The sequence below is a fragment of the Burkholderia sp. Tr-862 genome (assembly GCF_011753085.1).
Taxonomy (GTDB): Bacteria; Pseudomonadota; Gammaproteobacteria; order Burkholderiales; family Burkholderiaceae; genus Burkholderia; species Burkholderia ambifaria.
In genome coordinates this window covers 1-204 of the sequence record NZ_VWWG01000436.1, presented here as the reverse complement: position 1 = coordinate 204, position 204 = coordinate 1, and the positions used below count along the sequence as shown (strand labels likewise).

The 204-nt window shown below is 49.0% G+C and carries 1 rRNA gene; it reads left to right on the top strand.

From position 1 onward, the window contains the following. A 23S ribosomal RNA gene (locus F3J14_RS35360) occupies positions 1–89 on the top strand; the annotation flags it as partial. Between the last annotated feature and the right edge of the window lie 115 nt (positions 90–204).

Genomic DNA, 204 nt, shown 5'->3' with positions numbered 1-204 from the left:
GTTCGAGACCAGGACGTTGATAGGTCAGGTGTGTAAGCGCAGTAATGCGTTCAGCTAACTGATACTAATTGCCCGTAAGGCTTGATCCTATAACAAGTCTGTTTCGCGCTAACAGAGCGCGTCGGACAAGTTGGATTCTCGTGTGTGATACACACAACTCAAAATTACTGCTTCTTCCCGGATTGGTCGCGTTGCGAAGCAGCG